Annotated in this window: 19 protein-coding genes; 11 read left to right on the top strand and 8 right to left on the bottom strand. The window is 56.4% G+C overall.

The window, feature by feature from the left end; genetic code table 11:
* Window positions 1-391: 391 nt before the first annotated feature.
* Window positions 392-2,335 (bottom strand): bifunctional 2',3'-cyclic-nucleotide 2'-phosphodiesterase/3'-nucleotidase, encoded by a 1,944-nt coding sequence (locus ACWKXN_RS19055; RefSeq protein ID WP_454544146.1) that lies wholly within the window; start codon window positions 2,333-2,335, stop codon window positions 392-394.
* Window positions 2,336-2,525: 190 nt separating this feature from the next.
* Between ACWKXN_RS19055 and cysQ the strand changes: the two genes are divergently transcribed.
* The gene (cysQ, locus tag ACWKXN_RS19050; protein ID WP_023310160.1) at window positions 2,526-3,266 is read left to right on the top strand and encodes a 3'(2'),5'-bisphosphate nucleotidase CysQ; all 741 of its coding nucleotides are present in this window, start codon (window positions 2,526-2,528) and stop codon (window positions 3,264-3,266) included.
* Here cysQ and ACWKXN_RS19045 read toward each other — a convergent pair.
* Window positions 3,260-3,817: a YtfJ family protein gene (locus tag ACWKXN_RS19045; protein WP_047059492.1), complete on the bottom strand. Its 558-nt coding sequence runs from the start codon at window positions 3,815-3,817 to the stop codon at window positions 3,260-3,262. The genes cysQ and ACWKXN_RS19045 overlap by 7 nt on opposite strands.
* A 324-nt stretch (window positions 3,818-4,141) precedes the next feature.
* Here ACWKXN_RS19045 and ACWKXN_RS19040 point away from each other — a divergent pair, with 324 nt between their 5' ends.
* Complete coding sequence (locus ACWKXN_RS19040) at window positions 4,142-4,348, top strand: DUF1107 domain-containing protein (protein ID WP_008501430.1); 207 nt, start codon at window positions 4,142-4,144, stop codon at window positions 4,346-4,348.
* A gap of 72 nt (window positions 4,349-4,420) precedes the next feature.
* On the opposite strand, the gene ACWKXN_RS19035 is transcribed toward ACWKXN_RS19040, so the two are convergent.
* A complete protein-coding gene (locus ACWKXN_RS19035) occupies window positions 4,421-5,758 on the bottom strand; it encodes a hemolysin family protein (protein WP_032662457.1) in 1,338 nt (445 codons plus the stop codon).
* Between the two features lie 254 nt (window positions 5,759-6,012).
* Window positions 6,013-6,654, bottom strand: a complete 642-nt coding sequence (gene msrA, locus ACWKXN_RS19030; protein ID WP_029741954.1) for a peptide-methionine (S)-S-oxide reductase MsrA — start codon at window positions 6,652-6,654, stop codon at window positions 6,013-6,015.
* Between the two features lie 224 nt (window positions 6,655-6,878).
* On the opposite strand from msrA, the gene tamA reads away from it, so the two are divergent.
* The 3 genes from tamA to ACWKXN_RS19015 are packed head-to-tail and all read left to right on the top strand — an operon-like array spanning window position 6,879 to window position 12,732.
* Window positions 6,879-8,612: an autotransporter assembly complex protein TamA gene (tamA, locus tag ACWKXN_RS19025; protein ID WP_454544145.1), complete on the top strand. Its 1,734-nt coding sequence runs from the start codon at window positions 6,879-6,881 to the stop codon at window positions 8,610-8,612.
* A complete protein-coding gene (gene tamB, locus ACWKXN_RS19020) occupies window positions 8,609-12,385 on the top strand; it encodes an autotransporter assembly complex protein TamB (RefSeq protein WP_454544144.1) in 3,777 nt (1,258 codons plus the stop codon). Before tamA ends, tamB begins: the two co-directional genes overlap by 4 nt.
* A gap of 2 nt (window positions 12,386-12,387) precedes the next feature.
* Window positions 12,388-12,732: a gamma-glutamylcyclotransferase family protein gene (locus ACWKXN_RS19015; protein ID WP_014830431.1), complete on the top strand. Its 345-nt coding sequence runs from the start codon at window positions 12,388-12,390 to the stop codon at window positions 12,730-12,732.
* A gap of 464 nt (window positions 12,733-13,196) precedes the next feature.
* On the opposite strand, the gene ppa is transcribed toward ACWKXN_RS19015, so the two are convergent.
* Window positions 13,197-13,727: an inorganic diphosphatase gene (gene ppa, locus ACWKXN_RS19010; protein WP_010427397.1), complete on the bottom strand. Its 531-nt coding sequence runs from the start codon at window positions 13,725-13,727 to the stop codon at window positions 13,197-13,199.
* A 309-nt stretch (window positions 13,728-14,036) separates the two neighbouring features.
* On the opposite strand from ppa, the gene ytfQ reads away from it, so the two are divergent.
* The 5 genes from ytfQ (at window position 14,037) to ACWKXN_RS18985 (ending at window position 20,318) form a co-directional block, all read left to right on the top strand.
* Entirely contained in the window at window positions 14,037-14,993 is a 957-nt protein-coding gene (gene ytfQ, locus ACWKXN_RS19005; protein ID WP_014882271.1) for a galactofuranose ABC transporter substrate-binding protein YtfQ, read from the top strand.
* 133 nt (window positions 14,994-15,126) lie between these two features.
* The gene (gene ytfR / locus ACWKXN_RS19000) at window positions 15,127-16,629 is read left to right on the top strand and encodes a galactofuranose ABC transporter, ATP-binding protein YtfR (RefSeq protein ID WP_029741733.1); all 1,503 of its coding nucleotides are present in this window, start codon (window positions 15,127-15,129) and stop codon (window positions 16,627-16,629) included.
* Window positions 16,630-16,639: 10 nt separating this feature from the next.
* A complete protein-coding gene (gene ytfT, locus ACWKXN_RS18995) occupies window positions 16,640-17,665 on the top strand; it encodes a galactofuranose ABC transporter, ATP-binding protein YtfT (RefSeq protein WP_165356711.1) in 1,026 nt (341 codons plus the stop codon).
* Window positions 17,652-18,653, top strand: a complete 1,002-nt coding sequence (gene yjfF / locus ACWKXN_RS18990; RefSeq protein WP_023293434.1) for a galactofuranose ABC transporter, permease protein YjfF — start codon at window positions 17,652-17,654, stop codon at window positions 18,651-18,653. Before ytfT ends, yjfF begins: the two co-directional genes overlap by 14 nt.
* Before the next feature lie 93 nt (window positions 18,654-18,746).
* A complete protein-coding gene (locus ACWKXN_RS18985) occupies window positions 18,747-20,318 on the top strand; it encodes a methyl-accepting chemotaxis protein (protein WP_033144491.1) in 1,572 nt (523 codons plus the stop codon).
* On the opposite strand, the gene ACWKXN_RS18980 is transcribed toward ACWKXN_RS18985, so the two are convergent.
* Both ACWKXN_RS18980 and fbp read right to left on the bottom strand, forming a co-directional pair.
* Window positions 20,290-20,646, bottom strand: a complete 357-nt coding sequence (locus ACWKXN_RS18980; RefSeq protein WP_033144492.1) for a helix-turn-helix domain-containing protein — start codon at window positions 20,644-20,646, stop codon at window positions 20,290-20,292. The genes ACWKXN_RS18985 and ACWKXN_RS18980 overlap by 29 nt on opposite strands.
* 150 nt (window positions 20,647-20,796) lie before the next feature.
* On the bottom strand, window positions 20,797-21,795 hold the full coding sequence (gene fbp, locus ACWKXN_RS18975; RefSeq protein WP_023310178.1) for a class 1 fructose-bisphosphatase: 999 nt from the start codon (window positions 21,793-21,795) through the stop codon (window positions 20,797-20,799).
* A 197-nt stretch (window positions 21,796-21,992) separates the two neighbouring features.
* On the opposite strand from fbp, the gene mpl reads away from it, so the two are divergent.
* On the top strand, window positions 21,993-23,372 hold the full coding sequence (mpl, locus tag ACWKXN_RS18970; RefSeq protein WP_029739256.1) for a UDP-N-acetylmuramate:L-alanyl-gamma-D-glutamyl-meso-diaminopimelate ligase: 1,380 nt from the start codon (window positions 21,993-21,995) through the stop codon (window positions 23,370-23,372).
* An 88-nt stretch (window positions 23,373-23,460) separates the two neighbouring features.
* On the opposite strand, the gene yjgA is transcribed toward mpl, so the two are convergent.
* Complete coding sequence (gene yjgA, locus ACWKXN_RS18965; RefSeq protein ID WP_029739257.1) at window positions 23,461-24,012, bottom strand: ribosome biogenesis factor YjgA; 552 nt, start codon at window positions 24,010-24,012, stop codon at window positions 23,461-23,463.
* Window positions 24,013-24,051 lie beyond the last annotated feature (39 nt).

Genomic DNA, 24,051 nt, shown 5'->3' with positions numbered 1-24,051 from the left:
TGGTCATTCCGTTCACTTTATGTTCCTTGCTACTCTGTAACGACATGGCCTGTGAACGTGCCAGGGCGGCTCAATCGCCGCCGCCCTGGCGACCCGGGCTCCCGGCGGTAAATCGCCGCTTCGCGGTGCCCTCAGCTTATTCCTTCAGGCTATCGGGTCGGGCATGAGCCTGCATCCCTGCAGGCCACACCCTCTCGGCGCATCCTTGCGCCTCGCCCCGGCCTTGCGGAAACGCTTCGGCGATTTACAGCCGGACCAGGGCATCGCTGCAATTCATTAATTTTTCTGAAGAAATATTCATCGCTTCGAGTTGGAAAATTACTGAGGACCCCTCTCCCATAGGGAGAGGGAACAAACACGAAAAACGGCAACGTATGTTGCCGTTTTGTTTTTACTTGCTCAAATCCACCTGATAAATCGCGAACCCGATATCATCCGTTGCGACCTTCTTCATCGGATACTGGGCATTATCCTTGATAAACGCGGCTGCCTTATCGGACGGCGACGTTTCTATGCGGATATCCAGTTTCGTATCGCTGTGGATCGGCGCGAGTCGCCAGTTGTTGTCCACCGCCGGATGAATTTCGCCCGCCTTCTTCGACTCCGCGCTGATCCACGCCGCCAGCACCGAGCGGTTCTCGTCCGGCGAGGCAAAGGCGATGTGGCTATCTCCCGTACCGGCAAACTTACCGCCGTAGGCGCGGTAGTTATTGGTCACCACCAGGAAGGTGGCATTCGGGTCGATCGCCTTGCCGTTGAAGGTCAGGTTTTTGATGCGCTCAGCCTGGAGGTTGAGCGCCTGACACTCGCCGTCATATTTCGCCGGCTGGGTGACGTCAATCTGGTAGTTCACGCCGTCGATCACGTCGAAGTTATAGGTTCGGAAGCCGTCCCAGTTAATCAGCGACTGCGGCTTACTGCTGTGCGGGTCAATCTGGTTAAACTGTCCGGCAGAGCACTCCAGCCACTCTTTCACCTCCTGGCCCGTCGCTTTTACCACCACCAGCGTGTTCGGGTAGAGGTAGAGATCGGCGGCGTTACGGAAGGTCAGCTGACCCTTTTCGACTTCAACATAGCTTGCCGGGTCGTTCTTACGCCCGCCCACCTTGAATGGCGCAGCCGCTGACAGGACCGGCAGTTTTGCCAGATCCGGATCGCCCTGCACAAAGTGTTCCGCATAGGCTTTCTGCGCCATGTTGACGACCTGAACGGTCGGGTCGTCCTGCACCAGCGCCAGGAAGCTGTACATGTTATCGGCGGATTTGCCGATCGGCTTGCTGACGAATTCGCGCGTGGCGTCGTGATCGTGCTTCAGCACGTCGACCAGTTTTTTATCTTCCGCCGCCAGAGATTTTTTAGCCGCAGCGTCGTAAATCGGGCGCGCTTCGGCTTTTGACTGCGTCACCTTCCAACTGCCGCCGTCGTTATTCAGCACCAGATCCACCACGCCAAGATGGTCGCCCCACATGCCCGGCATCACCGAAGGCACGCCGTTGAGCGTCCCTTTCTCAATGTCCGCTCCTTTGATGCTGGCGAAATCTTTGCCCGGGAAGACCGCGTGGGCGTGGCCGAACAGGATCGCGTCGACGCCTGGGACTTCACTTAGATAGTAAACGGAGTTTTCTGCCATGGCCTGATACGGATCGGCGGAGAGACCCGAGTGGGCGACAACGACCACCAGATCGGCGCCTTTTTCGCGCATTTCCGGCACGTATTTCCGCGCGGTTTCGGTGATGTCGTTAACGGTCACTTTACCGTCGAGGTTGGCTTTATCCCACGTCATGATCTGCGGCGGCACAAAGCCGATATAGCCGATTTTCAGCGTCTGTTTTTTACCGTCATGGTCGACGACGTTTGTCTCTTTAATCAGGTAAGGGGTAAAGAGCGGCTTTTGCGTCTTAACGTCGATGATATTGGCGTTAACGTACGGAAATTTCGCACCGGCGAGCGCATCGTGCAGGTATGTCAGACCGTAGTTGAATTCGTGGTTACCGAGGTTGCCGACGGTATAGTCCAGGGTGTTCATCGCTTTATAAACAGGATGGATCTCGCCTTTTTTCAGCCCCCTGGTCGCCATGTAATCCCCGAGCGGACTGCCCTGAATGAGGTCGCCATTGTCGACCAGCACGCTGTTTTTCACTTCGCCACGCGCCGCATCGATCAGGCTTGCCGTGCGTACCAGGCCGAATTTTTCCGTCGGGGTATCTTTGTAGTAATCGAAGTCCATCATGTTGCTGTGCAGATCGGTCGTTTCCAGAATACGCAGATCTATCGTCGCCGCCTGTACGCTTGCTGCAATCAGCGTCGCCAGAAGCGTTGCACTAAACTTAATCATCAGAGGAGTCCTTTTTTCGATGCAGAGCACAAAAGAGTATGTATCTATAGCTTGTTGCTTACAGAAATGTGAATCCTGACAGAAAAAAGTCACCTGAAACCGGAATTGCTTCACAGATAGCGGAATTGTTCACATTACGATATAACTAAAACAAAGAGTTAACCTCACTGCGTTAACAAAGAGGTGGAAAATGCTAGATAAAATTTGTCAGCTCGCACGGGATGCGGGAGATGCCATCATGCAGGTGTATGACGGCAGTAAACCTATGGAGGTGGTCAGCAAAGCCGACGACTCTCCGGTCACGGCGGCGGATATCGCGGCGCATAAGGTGATCCTGAAAGGATTACAGGCTTTAACGCCGGATATCCCCGTTCTGTCAGAAGAAGCGCCGCAAAGCTGGGACGAGCGCCAGCACTGGCAGCGTTACTGGCTGGTCGATCCGCTGGACGGGACAAAAGAGTTCATCAAGCGCAACGGTGAATTCACCGTCAATATCGCCCTGATTGAGAAGGGCAAAGCGGTGCTGGGCGTGGTCTACGCGCCGGTAATGAAGGTGATGTACAGCGCTGCAGAAGGGAAGGCGTGGAAGGAAGAGTGCGGCGTGCGCAAGCAGATCCAGGTGCGCGATGCGCGTCCACCGCTGGTGGTGATTAGCCGCTCGCACAGCGACAGCGAGCTGCAGGAGTACCTGCAGCAGCTGGGTGAACACCAGACCACCTCGATTGGCTCATCGCTGAAATTCTGCCTGGTGGCGGAAGGCCATGCGCAGCTCTACCCTCGCTTTGGGCCAACCAACGTCTGGGATACCGCGGCAGGTCATGCCGTTGCCGCGGCCGCCGGGGCGCATGTTCATGACTGGCAGGGCAAGCCGCTGGACTATACCCCGCGCGAATCCTTCCTCAACCCCGGCTTCCGCGTCTCTATTTACTGAGCCAGCAGCTTATGCAGCAGGTCGACAACCTGCTGCACCTCTTCCTGGGTTAACGCGCCGTCTTTCGCCCACTGTACGCGGCCCTCTTTATCCAGCACGATAATCGCGGAGCTCTCTTCTTCCAGCTGCCAGGCCTTACGGGTTACGCCGTTGCTGTCGACGATAAACTGCGACCACGGATAGAGCTTTTTATTGCTCTCAAGGCTTGAGCGCACAAACATCCCGGAGCCCGGAATGGCGTCGTCGGTGTTAACAATGGTGGTCGTCTGGTAGCGGTCGTGAGGGAATTTTGCGGCCTTGATCGCTTCCACCAGGGTAGCATTTTTCTCTTTTGCGGATGTACGACCGGCAATATGTTGTACAACTCTCACTTTGCCCGCGAGCTGCGCGCTATTCCAGGCTTTGTAGCTAAACTTATCATTGTCGAGAATCAATTCTCCCCGGTCAGCAATGCCGACTGGCGGTACACGTTGTCCTTTTTCAATGTTGTGAGCGGAAGCCCACAGTGGCAGCAGCAGGCAGGCTGCTGCAAGGATATTACGTAGGGTCATGGCGTTTCCTTATTGTTTGCAGGTGATCCGACCACTTGGTCTTGCGCTTTTAATCATAAGTGCGATCAATGGGGTTTTCCCGCAATCCCGATGCCAGTTTGCGGGCGAACGCACATATCCATGAAAAAACGACGGCTTATACTGCGCCCGGTCACGCTTTGCAAAGATTATTCTGAATAATTGTAATCAAACGGTAAATAAACTTATGCACACTGGGTAACACCGTAGTTCTGGTCTATAGTCATTGGGCATTAAAATTTGCGCTCAGGACAGTCGGGCCGATTGTGGCACCGCAAGAGCGTATGATTCGCAGGAGATACAAGAATGAAAATTTTCCAACGCTACAACCCGCTTCAGGTGGCGAAGTACGTGAAGATCCTGTTCCGTGGACGGTTGTATATCAAGGATGTTGGCGCTTTTGAGTTTGATAAGGGCAAGATCCTTGTCCCAAAAGTGAAGGACAAACAGCACCTGTCTGTGATGTCCGAAGTCAACCGTCAGGTTATGCGTCTGCAGACTGAGATGGCTTAACCAACGTGCTATGCAGTAGTTAAAAAAAACGGCTCCCAATGGGAGCCGTTGATGTTTGTAGAGGCTGGCGCTTTACGCCGACACCTTCTCTTCCGCGTCCGGCAGCTTCGGTACCAGTACGGTCGGTTTGTTGTCGATACGCGTTACCAGCAGCTGGTCGATGCGGTAGTTATCAATATCCACCACTTCAAACTTGTAGCCGGAGAACTTCACCGAGTCGGTACGTTTCGGGATCTTACGCAGCATAAACATCATAAAGCCGCCAATGGTCTCGTAGTTACCGGACTGCGGGAACTCGTCGATATCCAGCACGCGCATCACGTCTTCAATCGGTGTGCCGCCATCAATCAGCCATGAATTATCGTCACGCTGAACAATCTGCTCTTCCAGCCCCTGGCCAACCAGGTCGCCCATCAGTGTGGTCATCACGTCGTTCAGGGTGATAATACCCACCACCAGCGCGTATTCGTTCATGATAACCGCGAAGTCTTCCCCGGCGGTTTTGAAACTTTCCAGCGCTTCTGAGAGCGTCAGGGTGTCCGGCACAATCAGGGTATTGCGGATCTGCACGCCGCTGTTAAGCGCCAGGCTCTGGTTTGCCAGCACGCGGTTCAGCAGGTCTTTGGAGTCGACGTAACCGATGATGTGGTCGATATCTTCATTACAGACCAGGAACTTAGAGTGCGGATGCTGCGCTACTTTGTTCTTCAGGCTCTGCTCATCTTCATGTAAATCGAACCAGATAATGTTTTCACGGCCCGTCATGGAAGACGGCACGGTACGGGATTCCAGTTCGAACACGTTCTCAATCAGCTCGTGCTCCTGCTTGCGCAGCACCCCGGCCAGCGCGCCGGCTTCCACCACCGCATAAATGTCGTCAGAGGTGATGTCGTCTTTACGCACCATTGGCAGCTTAAATATGCGGAAAATCACGTTCGCCAGACCGTTGAAGAACCATACCAGCGGACGAAACACGTACAGACAGAAGCGCATCGGGTTGATGATACGCAAAGCCACAGCTTCTGGCGCAATCATACCGATGCGTTTCGGGGTCAGGTCTGCAAAGAGGATGAACAGGCCGGTTACCAGCGAGAAGGAGAGGATAAAGCTCAGCTGTTCGGCCAGTTCAACGGACATGTATTTAACAAACAGACTGTAAAACGCCGGGGAAAACGCCGCATCACCCACGATACCGCCGAGAATGGCGACCGCGTTGAGGCCAATCTGCACCACGGTGAAGAACATCCCGGGGTTTTCCTGCATTTTCAGGATGCGGGTAGCATTGATGTTGCCTTCATCGGCAAGCAGCTTCAGTTTGATTTTACGGGACGCGGCCAGCGAGATCTCAGATATCGAGAAAAACGCGCTGACGGCAATCAGACAAAGTATTACTAAAATACTGTTTAACATAGTTTATCCGGCTTCTCGCCAGATCCTCAGAAGGGGAGTTGATACCATTTGTGTGAAAACACATTGAAAATCAGCTCGTAGCGTTGAGCCGATTATTTCAGCGGGTAGTATAGCGTAAAGAGATGTAAATCTGCCAGAGGTCACAATTTGGCGAAGATGGCCGGCGGGGGCGGCTGGTGGATGAATGTTAAGCTGTGAGACAACGCTGTCGCTTCTTTGAGCGCCACGCGGCTCGCGTGGCGCTGGGTCGATAATCAGGCCAGCTGTGGCGGCAGGCAGACGCCGATGCCCCCGATACCGCAGTAGCCGTACGGGTTTTTATGCAGATACTGCTGGTGATCGTCCTCGGCATAGTAGAACGGTTTCGCGGTGGTGATTTCCGTCGTCACCTCGCGCGTATCGCCCGCTTCACGCATGGCCTGCTGGAAACGCTCAAGGCTGGCGCGCGCGGCGGCATCCTGCTCGGGCGTGAGCGGATAAATAGCCGAACGGTACTGTGTGCCGTGGTCGTTGCCCTGACGCATGCCCTGCGCCGGGTCGTGGTTTTCCCAGAAGACCTGCAGGAGCTGTTCGTAGCTAATGACTGCAGGGTCATAGACCACGCGTACCGCTTCCGCATGCCCGGTTTCGCCGGAGCAGACTTCGCGATAGGTAGGATTCGGCGTGTAGCCGCCCGTGTAGCCAGCCGCCGTGCTGTAAACGCCGGGCAGCTGCCAGAAGAGGCGCTCAACGCCCCAGAAGCAGCCCATGGCGAACAGGGCGATTTCCATTCCCTCCGGCACGTTGGTCATGGAATGGTTATTGACGGCGTGTAAGGTCGCCACAGGCATAGGGGTGTTGCGTCCCGGTAATGCATCAGTTTGTGAAACCAGATGCTTTTTGTCGAATAAACTCACGATGGGGCCTCCCGGGGTGCGATGTTTCGGTTAAGGTTGTCACGAAGCGTTTAATTGAACACAATAAATGCGCTGAATGAGTCTAGATTTAATCATAAGAAATATTTGGGTGTTACACCCGTTTTCAACCCGTGATTTGGGTTTTTGGCCAACAGGCCGTATTTTGCCGCGGAGCGGTACTTCATTTGCTTCCAGGGTGGAAACAGGGATATTCAGGAGAAAACGTGACAAAAATCCGCCAGTTATGTTTAGTCAGTGTATTGCTGACAAGCGGGATTGCCAGCGCGGCGAATGTCCGTTTGCAGGTTGAGGGGTTATCCGGGGCGCTGGAAAAAAACGTGCGTGCGCAGTTGTCGACCATCCAGAGTGATGAGGTGACGCCGGACCGGCGTTTTCGCGCGCGCGTCGATGACGCCATCCGTGAAGGGCTGAAAGCGCTGGGGTATTACGAACCCACCATTGATTTCGATCTCCGCCCGCCGCCAAAGAAGGGGCGCCAGGTTCTTATTGCCCGCGTTTCGCCGGGTGAGCCGGTACTGATTGGCGGCACGAACGTCATTCTGCGCGGCGGGGCGCGTACCGACCGGGATTACCTGGACCTGCTCAGCACGCGGCCGAAAATCGGTACCGTGCTTAACCACGGTGACTACGATCATTTCAAAAAAGAGCTGACGAACGTTTCCCTGCGTAAGGGCTACTTCGACAGCCAGTTCAATAAAAGCCAGCTGGGGATTGCGCTGGATCGGCGTCAGGCCTTCTGGGATATCGATTATGACAGCGGAGAACGCTATCGCTTTGGCGATGTGACGTTTGAAGGGTCGCAAATTCGTGAAGAGTATCTGCAAAACCTCGTGCCGTTCAAAAAAGGGGATTACTACCAGTCGAGGGACCTGGCGGAACTGAACCGTCGTCTTTCCGCTACCGGCTGGTTTAACTCCGTGGTTGTCGCACCGGAATTTGATAAGTCTCGCAAAACGAAGGTGTTGCCGCTGCATGGCGTTGTCTCGCCGCGCACCGAGAACACCATTGAGACCGGTGTTGGCTACTCGACGGATGTTGGACCACGCGTGAGAACCTCGTGGAAAAAGCCGTGGATGAACTCGTACGGTCACAGCCTGACCACCAGCCTGAGCCTCTCTGCGCCCGAGCAGCAGCTGGATTTCAGCTATAAAATGCCGCTGCTGAAAAACCCGCTTGAGCAATATTACCTTGTGCAGGGCGGTTTTAAGCGCACCGACTTGAACGACACCAAGCAGGACTCGACGACGCTTGCGGTCTCCCGCTTCTGGGATCTCTCCAGCGGCTGGCAGCGCGCCATTAACCTGCGCTGGAGCCTGGACCACTTTACCCAGGCCAACGTCACCAATACCACCATGCTGCTTTATCCGGGCGTGATGATCAGCCGTACCCGCTCGCGCGGCGGCCTGATGCCGACCTGGGGCGACTCACAGCGCTACTCCATCGATTATTCCAACTCCGCCTGGGGCTCCGACGTGGATTTCTCGGTGATTCAGGCGCAAAACGTCTGGATCCGCACGCTGTACGACAAACACCGCTTTGTGATGCGCGGCAATCTCGGCTGGATTGAAACGGGAGACTTCGAGCGCGTTCCGCCGGATCTGCGCTTCTTCGCCGGGGGCGACCGCAGCATTCGTGGGTATAAGTACAAATCGATCTCACCTGAGAACGAGAAAGGCCAACTGACCGGTGCGTCAAAACTGGCGACGGGATCGCTGGAGTATCAGTACAACGTCAGCGGAAAGTGGTGGGGCGCCATGTTTGTTGACGGTGGCGAAGCGGTGAACGATATCCGCCGCAGCGACTTCAAAACCGGCGCGGGCGTGGGCGTACGCTGGCAGTCACCCGTCGGGCCCATCAAGCTCGACTTCGCCCTGCCTGTCGGCGACAAAGAAGAGCACGGATTACAGTTTTACATCGGTCTGGGGCCTGAATTATGAGTTTATGGAAGAAAATAAGCCTCGGGGTGCTGATTTTTATCGTGCTGCTGCTCGGTACGGTGGCGTTTCTGGTGGGAACGACGACCGGGCTGCATCTGCTGTTTAACGCTGCGAACCGCTGGGTGCCGGGGCTGGAGATTGGCCAGGTAACGGGCGGCTGGCGCGATCTGCGTCTGAAGAATATCCGCTACGAGCAGCCGGGCGTGGCGGTGAACGCCGGGGAGTTCCACCTGGCGGTGAAGCTGGGCTGCCTGCGCGACAGCAAGCTCTGCGTCAACGATCTGTCGCTTAAAGACGTCAACGTGGCGATAGATTCGAAAAAAATGCCGAAGTCTGCGCCGGTCGAGGAAGAGGACAGCGGCCCGCTGAATCTCTCCACGCCGTACCCGATCGCGCTCTATCGGGTCGCGCTTGATAACGTCAATATCAAAATCGACGACACTACCGTGTCCGTGATGGATTTCACCTCCGGCCTGCGCTGGCAGGAGAAAAACCTCACCCTGACGCCGACGTCCCTGCAGGGCTTGCTGATCGCGCTGCCGAAGGTGGCCGACGTGGCGCAGGAAGAGATCGTCGAGCCGAAGATCCAGAACCCGCAGCCGGAAGAAAAGCCGCTGGGCGAAACGCTGAAAGATCTCTTCTCGAAGCCTGTCCTGCCGGAAATGACCGACGTTCATCTGCCGCTGAACCTTAATATCGAGGAGTTCAAAGGCGAGCAGCTGCGCCTGACCGGCGATACCGATCTGACGGTCTATAACATGCTGCTGAAAGTCAGCAGCATTGACGGCAACATGAAGCTCGACGCGCTGGATATCGACACCAGCCAGGGCTCGGTGAATGCGTCAGGGAATGCCCTGCTGCGCGATAACTGGCCGGTGGACATCACGCTTAACAGTGCCCTCAACATCGATCCGCTGAAAGGCGAAAACGTGAAGGTCAAAGTGGGCGGTGCGCTGCGCGATAAGCTGGATGTCGGGGTGAATCTCTCCGGCCCGGTGGACATGGTCCTGCGCGCGCAAACGCAGCTGGCGGAAGCCGGGCTGCCGCTCAATCTGGAGGTTGTCAGCAAGCAGCTTTACTGGCCGTTCACCGGCGAAAAGCAGTTCCAGGCCGATGATCTGAAGCTGAAGCTGAGCGGCAAGATGACCGACTACACGCTCTCGTTCCGCACCGCGGTGAAGGGCCAGGGCGTGCCGCCTGCGAATATCACGCTGGATGCGAAGGGCAACGAACAGCAGGTCAACCTCGACAAGCTGACCGTCGCGGCGCTGGAAGGCAAAACCGAGCTGACCGCGCTGCTCGACTGGCAGCAGGCGATCAGCTGGCGCGGCGAGCTGAAGCTGACGGGCATTAACACCGCCAAAGAGGTACCGGACTGGCCTTCGAAGCTGGATGGCCTGATTAAAACCCGCGGCAGCCTGTACGGCGGTACGTGGCAGATGGACGTGCCGGAAATCAAGCTCACCGGGAACGTGAAGCAGAACAAGGTTAACGTTGAAGGCTCGGTGAAAGGCAACAGCTATCTGCAGTGGGTTATCCCGGGGCTGCACGTGGCGCTGGGCCGCAACACGGCGGATATCAAAGGCGAGCTGGGGGTGAAAGATCTCAATCTGGACGCCACCATCGACGCGCCGAATCTCGACAACGCCCTGCCGGGTCTGGGCGGCACGGCGAAGGGCCTCGTGAAAGTGCGCGGTACGGTGGAGGCACCGCAGCTGCTGGCGGACATTACCGCCAATAACCTGCGCTGGCAGGAGCTGAGCGTTGCCCGCGTCCGCGTGGAAGGGGATGTGAAATCCACCGATCAGATCGGCGGTAGCCTGAACCTGCGCGTGGAGCGCATTTCTCAGCCGGACGTGAACATTAACCTGGTCACCCTGGACGCCAAAGGGAACGAGAAGCAGCACGACCTCCAGCTGCGCGTGCAGGGCGAGCCGGTCTCCGGCCAGCTTCACCTTACCGGCAGCTTTGACCGCAAGGAAGAACGCTGGAAAGGGACGCTGGATAACACGCGCTTCAATACGCCGGTCGGGCCGCTGGCGCTCTCGCGCGCCATTGCCCTCGACTACCGCAACGCTGAGCAGAAGATAAGCATTGGGCCACACTGCTGGACCAACCCGAATGCGGAGCTGTGCGTGCCGCAGACCATCGATGCGGGTGCGGAAGGGCGCGCGCAGATCAACCTCAACCGCTTCGATCTGGCGATGCTGAAGCCGTTTATGCCGGACACGACCCAGGCCAGCGGCGTCTTCAGCGGGAAAGCCGATGTGGCCTGGGACACCACCAAAGAGGGGCTGCCGCAGGGCAGCGTCACGCTGTCCGGGCGTAACGTGAAGGTGACGCAGGAGGTCAACGACGCGCCGCTGCCGGTGGCGTTCGACACCCTGAACCTGAGTGCCGATCTGCATAACAATCGCGCGCAGCTGGGGTGGACGATCCGCCTGACCAACAACGGTCAGCTGGACGGGCAGGTCCAGATTACCGATCCGCAGGGACGGCGTAATCTGGGCGGCAACGTCAACGTCCGTAACTTCAACCTGGCGATGGTGAACCCGATTTTCGCGCGCGGGGAAAAAGCGGAGGGCATGCTGAACGCTAACCTGCGCCTGGCCGGTAACGTGCAAAGCCCGCAGCTGTTCGGTCAGATGCGGCTCAGCGGCGTGGATATCGACGGTAACTTCATGCCGTTTGACATGCAGCCCAGCCAGATCGCGATGAACTTCAACGGTATGAGCTCGACGCTGAGCGGCTCGGTATTGACGCAGCAAGGGCAAATCAACCTGAGCGGCGACGCGGACTGGAGCCAGCTCGACAACTGGCGCGCCCGTATTGCCGCGAAGGGCAGCCGGGTACGCATCACCGTACCGCCAATGGTGCGCCTGGACGTTTCGCCTGATGTGGTCTTTGAAGCCACGCCAAGCCTCTTTACGCTTGACGGGCGCGTCGACGTGCCGTGGGCGCGCATCGTGGTTCACGACGTGCCGGAAAGCGCGGTCGGCGTCTCAAGTGATGAAGTGATGCTCAATGAAAATCTGAAACCTGTCGAACAGAAGAGCGCGGGCATACCGATCAATAGTAACCTCATCGTGCACGTGGGGAATAACGTGCGGTTGAATGCGTTTGGGCTGAAGGCGAGGCTGACGGGCGATCTGAAAGTGGCGCAGGATAAACAGGGGCTTGGCCTGAACGGGCAGATCACTATTCCTGAAGGACGTTTCCACGCCTATGGTCAGGATCTGATTGTGCGCAAAGGCGAGCTGCTGTTCTCCGGTCCACCGGATCAGCCCCTGCTGAACATCGAGGCGATTCGTAACCCGGAAGCGACGGAAGACGACGTCATTGCTGGCGTTCGCGTCACCGGTTCCGCCGACGAACCGAAGGCGGAGATCTTCTCTGACCCGGCGATGTCGCAGCAGGAAGCGCTCTCTTATCTGCTGCGTGGACAAGGTCTGAACAGCGGACAAAGCGACAGTGCGGCGATGACCTCGATGTTAGTGGGTCTGGGGGTTGCACAAAGTGGGCAGGTTGTGGGTAAAATCGGCGAGACGTTCGGCGTAAGCAATCTGGCGCTGGACACCCAGGGCGTGGGCGACTCCTCGCAGGTGGTGGTCAGCGGCTATGTACTGCCGGGTCTGCAGGTAAAATATGGTGTGGGGATCTTTGACTCACTGGCAACTCTCACGTTACGCTATCGCCTGATGCCCAAGCTATATCTGGAAGCAGTGTCCGGCGTAGACCAGGCACTTGATCTGCTCTATCAGTTTGAGTTTTAGCAATGCGAATATTTGTCTACGGCAGTTTACGAACCAAGCAAGGCAACAGTCACTGGATGACCAATGCCCTGCTGCTGGGGAATTACAATATCGAGAACTACCAGTTGTACAGCCTGGGCCACTATCCAGGCGCGGTTCCGGGCGAAGGAACAGTACAGGGTGAAGTCTATCGTATTGATAACGCGACGCTTGCCGAACTTGATGCCTTGCGCACCAGGGGCGGTGAATACGCACGCCAGTTGATCCAGACTCCGTACGGAAGTGCGTGGATGTACGTCTACCAGCGTCCGGTCGAAGGGTTAACGCGGATTGTAAGCGGTAACTGGTTAGACAGAGACCAGTACTGAAAAAAACAACGCCACCGTGAGGTGGCGTTGTTTTTTTATTTCTTCAACTCTCTTCTGTATCCCGGCGTCGGGTTAAAAACAGAGGAACGAACAGCATGATGTACGGGGCAATAAGCCATAAAAAACACAAGGCGCGTGAACGGCCATAGTAGTTTATGCACCGCGTATTGCTTGAAATGACGGGCAGGAAAAACAGTAAAAACAGCAGAATCACATAATCGCTTCGATAAGGGATCCATAAGTAAAACAAAAACCAGGCAAGCTGGAATGTCATGATGCAGAGATACTGCCATTTACTGTCTTTACCGTAACAGTCAAACGCCTTTATGTAGCCCATCTTTATGCTTTGAAGAAAGAAACTTAGCATGTATAACGCTCACGATCGCGACGGTCAGGAGTTCATGTGTTTTTTAAAGGCATAAAAAAGCCCCGACTCGCGGGGCCTTCATTAACAGCGGTAAGAATTACTTCTTAGCAGCGCGTTCGAAAGAGGCGATGATTTCTGCTTTCGCCGCTTCTGCGTTGTCCCAGCCGTCAACTTTAACCCACTTGCCTTTTTCGAGGTCTTTGTAGTGCTCGAAGAAGTGAGTGATCTGCGCTTTCAGCAGCTCTGGCAGGTCGTTCACATCTTTGATGTGATCGTATTCTTTGCTCAGCTTGGTGTGCGGTACCGCAACCAGCTTCGCATCTTCACCGGATTCGTCGGTCATTTTCAGCACGCCAACTGGACGGCAGCGAATGACGGAGCCTGGCTCCAGTGGGTATGGCGTTGGGACCAGCACGTCAACCGGGTCACCGTCCAGAGACAGGGTGTGGTTGATGTAACCGTAGTTGCACGGATAGAACATCGCGGTAGACATGAAACGGTCTACGAACAGGGCGCCGCTCTCTTTGTCCACTTCGTATTTGATCGGATCTGCGTTAGCCGGGATTTCGATAACTACGTAGATGTCTTCTGGCAGTTCTTTACCCGCTGGGACGTTGAGTAAGCTCATGTCGGTGTCCTTTAAAATGGATGGTAAACAAGTGGCAGGTATTATAGCCAACTCGCGCTGAATGTCTCCGCCTGTTTTCGCTTTCTCTCCCCGCTTTTCCCACTTTTCAGACCCTTTCCATGACAGAAAAATCCATAAACTCAGCCGCATTTTTCATGGTGAAATGAAAGCGATTACAAACTTGTGATTAACGTTTTATTCACTTTTCTGAAGTGTGATGTAACGCAATTCGTTACATATTTCATGGGCTATAGTCATTTCGCAGAACATCTTTTAACCAACAATAAACACCCCTACGAGGACGCTCATATGTGGAAGCGCTTACTTCTTGTCACAGCAGTTTCGGCAGCCATGTCGTCTATGGCGATGGCCGCTCCCTTAACCGTAGGTTTTTCGCAGGTCGGCTCTGAATCTGGCTGGCGAGCGGCAGAAACCAACGTTGCCAAAAGCGAGGCTCAGAAACGCGGCATTACCCTGAAAATCGCCGATGGTCAGCAAAAACAAGAGAATCAGATCAAAGCCGTGCGCTCCTTTATCGCCCAGGGCGTGGATGCCATCTTTATTGCACCCGTCGTGGCGACCGGCTGGGAACCCGTCTTGAAGGAAGCGAAAGACGCTGAGATCCCGGTCTTCCTGCTCGACCGTTCCATCGACGTTAAAGACAAATCCCTCTATATGACCACCGTGACCGCCAACAACGTGCTGGAAGGGCAATTGATTGGCGACTGGCTGGTGAAGCAGGTTGACGGCAAGCCGTGTAACGTCGTTGAGCTGCAGGGCACCGTGGGCGCGAGCGTGGCCATTGACCGTAAAAAAGGCTTTGCTGAGGCCATCGCTAAAGCGCCAAACATCAAGATTATCCGCTCTCAGTCCGGCGACTTTACGCGCAGTAAAGGTAAAGAGGTCATGGAGAGCTTCATTAAGGCTGAAAACAACGGCAAGAACATCTGCATGGTTTACGCCCACAACGATGACATGGTGATCGGTGCGATTCAGGCGATTAAAGAAGCGGGCCTGAAGCCGGGCAAAGATATCCTCACCGGCTCTATCGACGGCGTGCCGGACATCTACAAAGCGATGATTGACGGTGAAGCGAATGCCAGCGTGGAGCTGACGCCTAACATGGCGGGCCCGGCATTCGACGCGCTGGAGAAATTCAAGAAAGACGGCACGATGCCTGAGAAGGTGACGGTCACCAAGTCCACGCTCTACCTGCCTGATACGGCGAAAGAAGAGTTAGAGAAGAAGAAAAATATGGGCTACTAAGACCCGCGCCCCTCACCCCAGCCCTCTCCCCGGAGGGGAGAGGGAGAAAGGCAGGGCGGAGCTGGATATTAACAATTGGCACGATCAATCCCCTCTCCCCTCCGGGGAGAGGGTCAGGGTGAGGGGGAAAACCATGACCACTGAACAACACCAGGAAATCCTCCGCACAGAGGGCTTAAGCAAATTCTTCCCCGGCGTAAAGGCGCTGGATAACGTTGATTTCAGCCTGCGGCGCGGTGAGATCATGGCGCTGCTGGGCGAGAACGGCGCGGGAAAATCGACGCTGATTAAATCCCTGACCGGCGTTTATCATGCCGATCGCGGCACCATCTGGCTGGAAGGCAACGCCATTTCGCCGAAAAATACCGCCCATGCCCAGCAGCTGGGGATCGGGACGGTGTACCAGGAAGTGAACCTGCTGCCGAATATGTCGGTGGCGGATAATCTGTTTATTGGCCGTGAGCCGCGACGTTTTGGCCTGCTGCGCCGCAAAGAGATGGAGGCGCGGGCGACAAAGCTGATGGAATCGTACGGTTTCTCCCTTGACGTCCGCGAGCCGCTGAACCGCTTTTCCGTGGCGATGCAGCAGATTGTCGCCATCTGTCGCGCGATCGATCTCTCGGCAAAGGTGCTGATCCTCGACGAACCCACCGCCAGCCTCGATACCCAGGAAGTGGAGATGCTCTTCACCCTGATGCGCCAGCTGCGCGATCAGGGCGTCAGCCTGATCTTCGTTACCCACTTCCTCGATCAGGTATATGAGGTAAGCGATCGCATCACGGTGCTGCGCAACGGCAGCTTTGTCGGCTGCCGCGAAACCCGCGAGCTGCCGCAGATCGAACTGGTGAAAATGATGCTGGGCCGCGAGCTGGAAACCAACGCCCTTCAGCGCGCCGGGCGAACGCTGCTGAGCGAGAAACCGGTCGCCGCGTTCAGCGATTACGGTAAGAAAGGGGTGATCTCGCCGTTTAATCTGGAAGTCCGCCCTGGCGAAATTGTCGGGCTGGCGGGCCTGCTGGGCTCCGGCCGGACCGAAACCGCCGAGGTGATATTCGGAATCAAGCCGGCCGACAGCGGCACCGCGCTGATCAAGGGCAAACCGCAAACCCTGCGATCCCCGCATCAGGCCTCCTGTCTGGGCGTCGGCTTCTGCCCGGAAGATCGGAAAACGGACGGCATTATTGCCGCGGCTTCGGTGCGGGAAAATATCATTCTGGCGCTGCAGGCCCAGCGCGGCTGGCTGCGCCCGATCCCCCGTAAAGAGCAAAACGCCATTGCCGAGCGCTTTATCCGTCAGCTGGGTATTCGTACCCCGAGCGCGGAACAGCCTATCGAGTTCCTCTCCGGCGGCAACCAGCAGAAGGTGCTGCTCTCCCGCTGGCTGCTGACCAAACCCCAGTTCCTGATCCTCGACGAACCGACCCGCGGCATTGACGTGGGGGCGCACGCCGAAATTATCCGGCTTATCGAAACCCTGTGCGCGGACGGTCTGGCGCTGCTGGTTATTTCGTCCGAGCTGGAAGAGCTGGTGGGCTATGCCGATCGCGTCATCATCATGCGCGATCGCAAACAGGTGGCAGAGATCCCGCTGGATAAGCTGTCCGTTCCGGCGATCATGAATGCCATCGCGGCATAAGGAGTAAATCGTGATGCCCCGTTCGCTTTCGCAAACCGGTGAGTCTAAGCGCCGCTTCAGCTGGCCAACCGGCACGCCGCAAATCGCAGCGCTGCTGGTGGTGCTGCTGGTTGATAGCCTGGTCGCGCCGCATTTCTTCCAGATTATCGTGCAGGATGGCCGCCTGTTTGGCAGCCCGATAGACATTCTAAACCGTGCCGCGCCCGTGGCGCTGCTGGCCATCGGGATGACGCTGGTCATCGCCACCGGCGGGATTGACCTCTCCGTCGGCGCGGTGATGGCTATCGCCGGGGCCACGGCCGCCTCCATGACCGTGTCCGGACACAGCCTGCCGGTGGTACTGCTGGCGGCCTTAGGCACCGGCGTGCTGGCCGGATTATGGAACGGCATTCTGGTGGCGGTGCTGAAAATTCAGCCCTTTGTCGCCACCCTTATCTTAATGGTGGCCGGGCGCGGCGTGGCGCAGCTGATTACCTCCGGGCAGATTGTCACCTTTAACTCGCCGAGCCTGGCGTGGATCGGGAGCGGCAACCTTCTGTTCTTCCCGACGCCGGTGATCGTTGCCCTGGTCACGCTCGTTGTCTTCTGGCTTTTCACCCGCAAAACGGCGCTGGGCATGTTCATTGAAGCCGTCGGGATCAACATCCGCGCCGCGCGCAACGCCGGGGTCAACACCCGTCTGATGGTGATGCTGACCTACGTGCTGAGCGGCGTCTGCGCCGCCATCGCCGGGGTCATCGTCGCCGCTGATATTCGCGGGGCCGATGCCAACAACGCGGGGCTCTGGCTGGAGCTGGACGCGATCCTCGCGGTGGTGATCGGCGGTGGATCGCTGATGGGCGGGCGCTTTAACCTGCTGCTCTCGGTGATTGGCGCGCTGATCATTCAGGGAATGAACACCGGGATCCTGCTTTCGGGGTTCCAGCCGGAACTCAACCAGGTGGTGAAAGCGGTGGTCGTGCTCTGCGTGCTGATCGTCCAGTCGCCGCGCTTTGTCAGCATCATTAAGGGGATCCGTGGCCATGATAAAACGTAATTTACCGTTGATGATCACGCTGGGCGTGTTTGTGCTGGGGTATCTCTACTGCCTCACCCAATTCCCCGGTTTTGCGTCGACGCGCGTGATTTGCAATATCCTGACCGATAACGCCTTTTTAGGCATCATCGCCGTCGGAATGACCTTTGTGATCCTCTCCGGCGGGATCGATCTCTCCGTTGGCTCGGTGATCGCGTTTACGGGTGTGTTCCTCGCGAAGGCAATCGGCTTCTGGGGGATCTCTCCGCTGGTGGCGTTTCCGCTGGTGCTGGCGATGGGCTGCGCGTTTGGCGCCTTTATGGGGCTGCTGATCGACGCGTTAAAAATCCCGGCGTTTATCATTACCCTCGCGGGAATGTTCTTCCTGCGCGGGGTGAGCTATCTGGTGTCGGAAGAGTCGATTCCGATCAACCATCCGGTGTACGACACGCTCTCCAGCCTGGCGTGGAAAATTCCCGGCGGCGGCCGCCTGAGCGCGATGGGGCTGCTGATGCTGGGCGTAGTGGTGATTGGCATCTTCCTCGCCCACCGTACCCGGTTTGGCAATCAGGTTTACGCCATCGGCGGTAACGCCACGTCGGCAAACCTGATGGGGATCTCCACCCGCAGTACCACCATCCGCATCTATATGCTCTCGACCGGCCTGGCGACGCTGGCGGGGATCGTCTTCTCGGTGTATACCCAGGCGGGTTATGCCCTTGCAGGCGTGGGCGTTGAGCTGGATGCGATTGCTTCTGTGGTCATTGGCGGCACGCTGCTCAGCGGCGGGGTGGGGACGGTGCTGGGTACGCTGTTCGGCGTGGCGATCCAGGGGCTGATACAAACCTATATCAACTTTGACGGCACGCTCAGCTCCTGGTGGACGAAGATCGCCATCGGCATTCTGCTGTTTATTTTTATTGCCCTGCAGCGTGGCCTGACGGTGCTCTGGGAGAACCGCCAAAGCTCGCCTGTTACCCGCGTAAACACATCGGTAACAGAGCGATAACACGCTGAATTTGCTTAAAGTCTAAACATTTTCCGGTAGCGGCCGATACTCTTTTTTTATGCCCAGAAATATCTCGCTACCGGAAATAATATCATGCTTAAAACGCTATCGATTCGTACCGGCTTGCTCTCTTTACTGGCCGTTATGACCCTTCTGCTGCTGATTGTCAGCGGCATTGGCATTTATGCCCTCACACAGAGTTCTTCTTCACTGCAGCGTATTAATCACCTTCAGGGTGAGCAGATGGTGCAGCTTAATTCAGGCTATACGCTGATCCTGCGCGCGCGCAATGAGGCGGGCCAGGCCGTCCGCATGATGGAAATCGGCATGCTGGACGATGCGGCCAAAGCGGTAAAAAACATCAATCAGGAAGTTGCCCTGGCCCAGAAAACGCTGAAAGGCGTGATCGACGGCGGCGTGGCTGACGAGCAGGGGCAACAGCTGCTCGATAAAGTGGCGGCCAGCCTGGCGACGTATAGCCAGCAGGGGATCAACCCGATGCTGAAAACCCTGAATGACCAGAGCGCGGACGGGTACTACGATCTTCTGGAGAAGACGCTGATTCCGGTGGCGAAGCAGTTTGATAACGACATGCAGGCGTTTCAGAAATGGAGCGAAGCGCGTGGTCAGGCGGAAGTGAGCGCCGTGCAGGCGAGTAAAACCCGCGTACTGATCCTGATTATCGTCGCAGCGCTGCTGACGGCGGGCATTATCGTGCTCGCGTGGCTGGTGCTGCGCCATATGCTGCTCAAGCCGCTCTCTGCATCGATCGCTCAGCTGGAGAACGTGGCGGCGGGGGATTTAACCCATACGCTGAATGCCCCCGCGAGCCAGGAGTTTAACCGCCTCAACGCGGTGATAGAGGAGATGCGACAGTCGCTGATGAACTCGGTTATGCGGGTACGCGATGCCAGCTCGCAAATTGACACCGGTAGCCGCGAACTGACGCTGGGAAACCGCGATCTTGCCGAGCGTACGGAATCCACCGCTACGTCGCTGGAGCAGACGGCGGCCAGCATGGAACAGATCACCGCGACGGTGAAGCTCAACGCCGATAACGCCGAGCAGGCGCACCAGCTGGCGAAGTCGGTGTCCGACACGGCCGATCACGGCAGCGAAATGGTCTGCTACGTCATTGAAAAAATGCGCGATATCTCGGGCAGCTCGGCGCGCATCGCCGACATCCTGAGCGTGATCGACGGTATTGCCTTCCAGACCAATATTCTGGCGCTTAACGCCTCCGTGGAAGCGGCGCGCGCGGGCGAGCAGGGGCGCGGGTTTGCCGTCGTCGCGGGCGAAGTGCGAAACCTCGCCAGCCGCAGCGCCGACGCGGCGAAAGAGATCCGATCGCTTATCAGTGATTCGCAGACCCACGTTAACGAGGGCAGCGAGCTGGCACAGCAGGCCGGCGAAACGATGGACGAAATCGCAACTGAAGTGCTGCGCATGACCAAACTGATGCGTGAGATTGCGACCGCGTCTCAGGAGCAGAGCCGCGGCATTGAGCAGGTGAATATTGCGGTGAATCAGATGGACGAAACCGCGCAGCAGAATGCGGCGCTGGTGCAGCAATCCTCCGCCGCGACCCGCTCTCTTGAAGAGCAGTCGCGTCAGCTGATGGAAGCCATGTCATCATTCAAAGTGACGACTCAGACCGCTGCATAATATTACCCAACCCCGGTACGTTCTGTGCCGGGGTTTTATTTTTTCCGGAATTAACTGCCGCAATATTATCGTGAATTTCACCCATTAATATTTCCAGTGAGCTGGTTAAGGCTAACGCTTTTTCCGTCGGTTCAAGATATAAACCTTTGCGGAAAAATAACGGTTCATCAAAGAGTTGATTAAAACGCTTTAGGGCCAGACTCACAGCCGGACGTGACATCTCCAGACGCAAAGAGGCTTTAGCCATGCTGCCGCAGCGGACGATTTCAATAAATACAGGGATAAGATTTAAATCAATGCCGGTATTAGCACGGGAATAATTGTTCATTGCGATTCTGCTCCACGAAATATCTGTCAAACTGTTATGGAAATAATGCAGGAGCAGTGGTGAATATTAAAGCATGTTTTTTATAAACACTTATACGGTAAAACATATAAATGACCAGGGGAGCCAGAACGGCTCCCCTGTAGAGAGGCATTACGCGTCCGGATACTCACGGATAAAACGTTCAACGTCTTCAACCATGTGGTTGTTGCCGACGAAGAATGAACGGCGCTGGTGAAGGCTTTCCGGCACGATATCCAGAATACGCTCTTTACCATCGCTTGCCTTGCCGCCCGCCTGTTCGGCGAGGAACGCCATCGGGTTGCACTCGTATAGCAGGCGCAGCTTCCCGTCCGGGTGGCTGGCGGTGCTTGGGTAGAGGTAGATACCGCCTTTCAGCAGGTTACGGTGGAAATCCGCGACCAGAGAGCCAATATAGCGGGACGTGTACGGACGCTGGGTCGCTTTATCTTCTTCCTGGCAGAATTTAATGTACTTCTTCACGCCGTTCGGGAAGCGGATGTAGTTGCCTTCGTTGATGGAGTAGGTGTTGCCCTTCTCCGGGAAGCGCATACGTTCCTGGCTCAGGCAGAAAACGCCCAGTGAAGGATCGTACGTAAAGGCGTGAACCCCGCAGCCGGTGGTGTACACCAGCATGGTGGAGGAGCCATAAACGACGTAACCGGCAGCAACCTGGTTAATGCCCGGCTGCAGGAAATCTTCTTCGGTCACCGGCGTGCCAACAGGCGTGACGCGGCGGTAGATGGAGAAAATGGTACCGACAGAAACGTTAACGTCGATGTTTGAGGAACCGTCGAGCGGATCCATCAGAACAACGTATTTAGCGTGTTCACACCCTTCGAAAACAACAATTTCATCTTCTTCTTCAGAGGCGATACCCGCAACGATGTCGCGCGCGCGCAGTGCAGCTTTCAATTTTTCATTTGCGAACAGATCGAGCTTCTGTTGAACCTCGCCCTGAACGTTCTCGGCACCGCTGGCACCCAGGATATCGACCAGACCGGCCTTGTTGATATCGCGGTGGATGATCTTAGCGCCCAGCTTTATTGCCGACAGCAAAGCAGTGAGTTCACCGGTAGCATGAGAGAACTCGTGCTGCTTTTCGACAATAAATTCACCTAACGTTTTCATAACACTTTCCCTGCATCTTTGTGAGTAGAGCGATTGTATGTTCACTAAAACGACTAAAGCCCAACAATCTTAACAAACATTCAAATATTAGCGCAGAGGTGAATCGCGCCAGCAACATACGGATTTACCTGAAATGCGTTTCACAGCCGCTAACATGTGAGTAAAATGTGCGCCACATTGAAGAAGGATAGTGACGTATGCGCATTCATATATTGGGGATTTGTGGCACTTTCATGGGCGGACTGGCAATGCTGGCGCGCTCGCTGGGCCATGAAGTGACAGGTTCGGACGCCAATGTGTATCCGCCAATGAGCACACTTCTGGAGAAACAGGGCATCTCGTTAATTCAGGGCTACGATGCCAGCCAGCTGGATCCCGAGCCGGACCTGGTGATCATCGGCAACGCCATGACCCGCGGCAATCCGTGCGTCGAGGCGGTTCTGGAACGCAATATTCCGTTCATGTCCGGCCCGCAGTGGCTGCATGACTTCGTCCTGCGCGACCGCTGGGTGGTTGCCGTTGCCGGTACTCATGGCAAAACCACGACCGCGGGCATGGCGACCTGGATCCTCGAAGCCTGCGGCTACAAGCCGGGCTTCGTGATTGGCGGCGTACCGGGTAATTTCGACGTTTCTGCGCGTCTGGGTGACAGCCCGTTCTTCGTGATCGAAGCCGACGAATACGACTGCGCGTTCTTCGACAAACGCTCCAAGTTCGTGCATTACTGCCCGCGCACGCTGATCCTCAACAACCTTGAGTTCGACCACGCGGATATTTTTGACGACCTGAAAGCGATCCAGAAACAGTTCCACCACCTGGTGCGCATTGTTCCGGGCCAGGGGCGCATCATCCTGCCGGAGAACGACATCAACCTGAAGCAGACGATGGCGATGGGCTGCTGGAGCGAGCAGGAGCTGGTGGGCGAGCAGGGCCACTGGCAGGCGAAGAAACTCAACGCCGATGCCTCCGAGTGGGAAGTGCTGCTCGACGGTGAAAAAGTGGGTGAGGTGAAGTGGGGCCTGGTGGGCGAGCACAACATGCACAACGGCCTGATGGCTATTGCTGCGGCGCGTCACGTTGGCGTTCTGCCTGCGGATGCGGCCAATGCGCTGGGCTCGTTCATTAACGCCCGTCGCCGTCTGGAACTGCGCGGTGAAGCCCACGGCGTGACCGTATATGACGATTTTGCACACCACCCGACGGCCATTTTGGCAACGCTTGCCGCCCTGCGCGGCAAGGTCGGCGGCACAGCCCGCATTCTGGCGGTGCTGGAACCGCGCTCGAACACCATGAAGATGGGTATCTGCAAAGATGATCTCGCGCCGTCGTTAGGACGTGCCGATGAGGTCTTCCTGCTGCAGCCGCAGCATATTCCGTGGCAGGTGGCCGAAGTGGCCGATGCCTGCATTCAGCCCGCGCACTGGAGCGCGGATGTGGATGCGCTCGCGGATATGGTGGTGAAAGCCGCTCAGCCTGGCGATCACATTCTGGTGATGAGCAACGGCGGTTTTGGTGGGATCCATCAGAAGCTGCTGGACGGTCTGGCGAAGAAAGCGGAAGCGGCAGCCGCAGAGTAAAAAAAGCCCGGTAGCGCTTGCGCTTACCGGGCCTACATTCTTTCCTCCCTCGCCCCTCCGGGGAGAGGGTCGGGGTGAGGGGAACTGATTACTCTTCGTTCTCAGACAGCTCGCGCAGATACTGGAAAATCAGGCGCGCAGACTTCGGCGGCTTATTCCCTTCTTTCTCTTTCTGCGCGTTGCGGATCAAGGAACGCAGCTGCTGGCGGTCGGCATCCGGCCACAGGTTCAGCACTTCCGGTACGGCATCATCACCCTGTTCAATCAGGCGATCGCGGATCTGCTCAAGCTTATGGAAAAACGCAACCTGCTGGTTGTGGCGGTTTTTCAGCTTGTCCAGCGCCTGGCGGATCGGATCGACGTCGCGCTGACGCAGCATTTTCCCGATAAGCTGAAGCTGGCGACGACGGCCTTCTTTCTTGATTTTCTGTGCCAGTTCAATGGCATCACGCAGATCCTGGTCGAGCGGGATCTTGTCCAGCGCGTTTTTACCCAGTTCTACCATTTCTGCGCCAAGCTGTTTTAACTCTTCGGCGTCACGTTTAATTTCACTTTTACTGACCCAGATGATCTCATCATCTTCGTCTTCGATGTCATCACCGGGAACGTCGTCGAGCCAGTCTTCGGGCTGCTTAGTCATGTCAGGCTCCTTAAAAAAAGAGGCTAATGTTACCAGTTA

It is taken from the genome of Enterobacter sp. UPMP2060 (genome assembly GCF_053709655.1).
This window is presented reverse-complemented; position numbering and strand designations above follow the sequence as displayed.